Source organism: Anoxybacillus sp., from assembly GCF_036834105.1.
In the GTDB taxonomy this organism is placed as follows: domain Bacteria; phylum Bacillota; class Bacilli; order Bacillales; family Anoxybacillaceae; genus Anoxybacillus.
The window spans coordinates 1-3693 of record NZ_DAITON010000176.1 but is presented as its reverse complement, the minus strand read 5'-3'; the positions used below and the strand labels follow the sequence as shown (position 1 = coordinate 3693).

General features: G+C 44.2%; 7 protein-coding genes. 3 read left to right on the top strand and 4 right to left on the bottom strand.

Going from position 1 to position 3693, the window contains the following annotated elements; all coding sequences use genetic code 11:
* The 4 genes from V7Z64_RS12345 to V7Z64_RS12330 all read right to left on the bottom strand — a co-directional run.
* A partial coding sequence (locus V7Z64_RS12345; protein ID WP_334110585.1) for a ClpXP adapter SpxH family protein occupies positions 1 to 673 on the bottom strand: 673 nt, incomplete at its 3' end.
* Entirely contained in the window at positions 660 to 1061 is a 402-nt protein-coding gene (locus tag V7Z64_RS12340; RefSeq protein WP_297992639.1) for a globin domain-containing protein, read from the bottom strand. The genes V7Z64_RS12340 and V7Z64_RS12345, both read right to left, overlap by 14 nt.
* Before the next feature lie 56 nt (positions 1062 to 1117).
* The gene (locus V7Z64_RS12335) at positions 1118 to 1723 is read right to left on the bottom strand and encodes a lytic transglycosylase domain-containing protein (protein WP_297992635.1); all 606 of its coding nucleotides are present in this window, start codon (positions 1721 to 1723) and stop codon (positions 1118 to 1120) included.
* A complete protein-coding gene (locus V7Z64_RS12330; RefSeq protein ID WP_297992633.1) occupies positions 1720 to 2310 on the bottom strand; it encodes a CYTH domain-containing protein in 591 nt (196 codons plus the stop codon). Before V7Z64_RS12330 ends, V7Z64_RS12335 begins: the two co-directional genes overlap by 4 nt.
* A 133-nt stretch (positions 2311 to 2443) precedes the next feature.
* Here V7Z64_RS12330 and V7Z64_RS12325 point away from each other — a divergent pair, with 133 nt between their 5' ends.
* The 3 genes from V7Z64_RS12325 to V7Z64_RS12315 all read left to right on the top strand — a co-directional run.
* Entirely contained in the window at positions 2444 to 2800 is a 357-nt protein-coding gene (locus V7Z64_RS12325; protein WP_297992631.1) for a hypothetical protein, read from the top strand.
* Positions 2801 to 2812: 12 nt separating this feature from the next.
* The gene (locus V7Z64_RS12320; RefSeq protein ID WP_297992630.1) at positions 2813 to 3451 is read left to right on the top strand and encodes a GTP pyrophosphokinase; all 639 of its coding nucleotides are present in this window, start codon (positions 2813 to 2815) and stop codon (positions 3449 to 3451) included.
* 6 nt (positions 3452 to 3457) lie between these two features.
* On the top strand, positions 3458 to 3693 hold a 236-nt coding region (locus V7Z64_RS12315; RefSeq protein WP_334110583.1), incomplete at its 3' end, for an NAD(+)/NADH kinase.

The window sequence follows — 3693 nt, the reverse complement described above, 5'->3', positions numbered from 1 at the left end:
GTGGAAGCGGAGATGGTTGAGGATGAAATCCGAGCATTTCATGGATTAAATCGACGTATACATCGTACGGATAACAGCCTGAAATTTTAATGCCTTCTTCTTCAATGTTTTCATTAAAAAAGACGAGCGTTGGAACTTCGCGAACGTTCATTTCCGCACTAATTTTTAAATCGCATTGAAACGCCTTGACCGCGCTCGGTGAAGATAAGTCTTTCATAAATTCTTGTACGTCTAAGCCGGCGTCAATCGCGCATTGAATGAGCGTACCTGTATTTGTGATCGTTTCCCCTTGAAGAAATACAATTTCTTGCAGTTGTCGTAAAAAGCGAATGCTCGCTTGCCTCCCTTGTAATTCTGCTGCCTTGATGGCAAGCGAGGCGACGTATGGAATGGGCAATGGTGCTTGCAGGGAAATACGATCGTCACAGGAGATACCAATGCGCGTCGCATGCCGGTCAATTCGTTTATAATTCGCACCGTTCAGTCTATCTAGCTGTCCTGTTAATACGTGGCGCAACGTGAAATATTGTCCGTATTCGATCCACAGTTTTTTCAACACAGGTTCGAGCGCCCAACAGTCCGGGCAAAGAGGATCGACAAATAAGTAAATTTCTAGCTGTTTTTGCTTTGTCGTTCCTTCTTGCATAGCGACTACTTTTTCATTCACCGTCATGCTCCTTTCGCTCGTCTTCTGTTGTATTAATCATATGTTGGGCAGTTAAAATAAGCCGTTGATACAATTCATCTCGCATCGGCCCTTGCAAGCCGATCGCGTCCATCGCTTCATGCATGCAAGCAAGCCATGCTTTTGCGCGCGTCGGCGTAATCGGAAATGGCAAGTGGCGAGCGCGCAACATCGGATGTCCATGTTCAGCTGTATAAAGCGGAGGGCCGCCTAAATATTGCGTTAAAAATTGTTTTTGTTTGCGTGCTGTTTCCGTTAAATCCGTCGGAAAAATAGGTGCTAAGTCAGGATGTTTCGCCACTCGTTCATAAAAGGCATCAACGAGTTTTGAGACAACTCGTTCGCCTCCAAGCGCTTCGTAAGGGGATTGAAACATATTGAAAACTCCTTTGCCGAAATATATCAATATTGTAACAACGACGTTCTTTCATCTCAAACGATGCGACTTGTGGAATAGTACGTTTGCATCACTTTTTTTACGTAGTTTATCGTTTCACGGAAGGGTGGAATGCCGCCGTGTTTATCGACATTGCCTGGCCCTGCGTTATATGCTGCAAGGGCAAGCGCAACATTGCCATCATAACGGTCAAGAAGTTGGCGTATATATTTTGTGCCCCCTTCAATGTTTTGCTGTGGGTCGAGGGCATCGGTTACTCCGAGCATACGCGCGGTGCTCGGCATTAACTGCATGAGCCCCACCGCACCAGCACGGCTTTTTGCTTGAGAATTGAAGTTCGATTCGTGGCGAATAATCGCATAAACGAGATTCGGATCGACATCGTATTTAGCTGCCGCTTCGTCAATCCATTGATGAATCGCCTGTTTTTGAAGCGGCTTTTCTTCGTATGTCGGCGCTTTCGTTTCAGCGCTTGTCATCATTGGAAGTGATGGACGCATCGTTTCTGTCTCTTCGCCTGTTTCGGTTGCGAACAACTCGCGAAAAAGGTCGTGAAACGATGTCGTTGGCGCTTCTTTTTTTCCTTGTAAATGTTGCAATGCTTGTAGCTCTAAAAGCAATTTAATTTGTTGCACGTTCATGACGATCGCTCCGTTTCGTATTTTGCTTCATAAAATCGTTCAATTTTATTTTTCGTTTGCCGCTTTGGAATATGAAACGACTGTAATAGCTCCATAAACGTGTTTTCGCCTTGTACGCGATCATTTGCTTCATATTCGATTTCATAGTCCGACACGTTCATATATTCACTGTAATCGAATACGAGCGTGCCGTTTTTGTACGTCCGTTCGACGCGGTGAGTCGTGAGTGCGCCAAAGCAAACGACAGCTGCCGGGTCAATGTGAAGCGATTGTAGCGTGCGCGCTATATCGCCCGCAAGCTGTTGCTCTCCTGCAATAAGCGCCGTCGCCGTTTGTGGGGTGAGAGGCTCATGCGTCTCTAATAACCCGTCTTCATATGGTTGTTTTAATGTTAATGTATATGTCCCATTTTTCAAACGAATGCGTAGTGCGCTTTTTTGTTGTTTTAATTGAAAGTCGGGCGTATCAAAATAATAATTTTGTTGCACGCGCCATTCTTCATCGCGCACGCAAAATGCGTTCGTTAAGCGGGAAAATTCTTCAGCCGTCAACACGTTTTTAAATTCAATTTCTAATTCTCGTTTCATCTTTCTTTTTGCTCCCTTGTGTCATTTCTATCTTTTATTATCGACATATATGCGAAAAAGTGCAACTAGTGAACATCGTTAGGCGAAATGTGGTAAAATAAAGGCGGACATCATCAATGATGGAGGCAGAGAAATGAAAATATATGTACATGCAGCAGAAAGACAAGAGCGCGGTTGGATGATGACGTGCGATGCGTCGCTTCAAGGTGTTCAGCCGAGACAGCATATGCTTGTTGATTCAGACGAATGTGCGTTCATATACATATTAGAGGCAGAAGATGCGTTCGTTTATGTCGTCATGCCAAAAAACGTTTGGGGGGCGCTGAAAGAGGTGCTCGCAACAAAAGAGCCCGTACTTCTTGTCGGGAGCGATGCGACGATTGCATTAGATGGAATTCATGAAGAAATGGCATATTTAATTGAAAACATTAAAGGAAATGCAAACTACGGTGACGAAATGGAACAGGCGGTAACGGCATTTTTCGCATAAGTAGGTGGTTGAATGGAGAAACATTGGGAGTTTTTTTTAGCACCGTATAAGCAGGCGGTGGAAGAGTTGAAAGTAAAACTAAAAGGGATGCGCACCCAATTTGAAATGCAAGGTGTTCATTCCCCGATCGAGTTTGTGACAGGAAGAGTGAAACCGATCGCTAGCATTTTAGATAAAGCGCAAAAGAAAAATATTCCACTCGATCAACTTGAACAACAAATGCAAGATATTGCTGGTTTGCGCATGATGTGTCAATTTGTCGATGACATTAAGACGGTCGTTCAATTGCTTCGGCAGCGAAACGATTTTACGATCGTTGAAGAGCGCGATTACATTACGCAAAAAAAAGAGAGCGGATATCGTTCGTACCATGTCGTCATTCGTTATCCGGTGCAAATGATTTACGGTGAAAAAAACATTTTAGTGGAAATTCAAATTCGAACGCTTGCGATGAATTTTTGGGCGACGATCGAACATTCTTTAAACTATAAGTATAGCGGGAATTTCCCGGAAGACATTAAACTGCGCTTACAGCGCGCAGCGGAAGCGGCGTATTTGCTTGATGAAGAAATGTCAAAAATTCGCTTTGAAATTCAAGAAGCGCAAGCGGTGTTTTCGCGCAAACAAGAGTTAAAAGAGAGCGAGGAGTGAAGGCGCGTGAAATTTGCGGTCATATCGAAAGGGGACGCGATATCAAACGAATGTATGCATAAAATTCGTACATATTTAACGGATTTTCGCTTAACGTATGACGAAGATCAGCCGGATATTGTCATTTCAGTCGGAGGGGATGGGACGCTTTTGTATGCGTTTCATCGTTATCGAAGTCGGCTCGAACAGACGGCGTTTGTCGGCGTGCATACAGGACATTTAGGGTTTTATGCCGACTGGGT

Bases quoted from the DNA above. Each gene is read 5' to 3' on its own strand.
- V7Z64_RS12330 (WP_297992633.1), bottom strand. From the start codon at position 2,310: ATGAAACGAGAATTAGAAATTGAATTTAAAAACGTGTTGACGGCTGAA.
- V7Z64_RS12335 (WP_297992635.1), bottom strand. From the start codon at position 1,723: ATGAACGTGCAACAAATTAAATTGCTTTTAGAGCTACAAGCATTGCAA.
- V7Z64_RS12340 (WP_297992639.1), bottom strand. From the start codon at position 1,061: ATGTTTCAATCCCCTTACGAAGCGCTTGGAGGCGAACGAGTTGTCTCA.
- V7Z64_RS12325 (WP_297992631.1), top strand. From the start codon at position 2,444: ATGAAAATATATGTACATGCAGCAGAAAGACAAGAGCGCGGTTGGATG.
- V7Z64_RS12320 (WP_297992630.1), top strand. From the start codon at position 2,813: ATGGAGAAACATTGGGAGTTTTTTTTAGCACCGTATAAGCAGGCGGTG.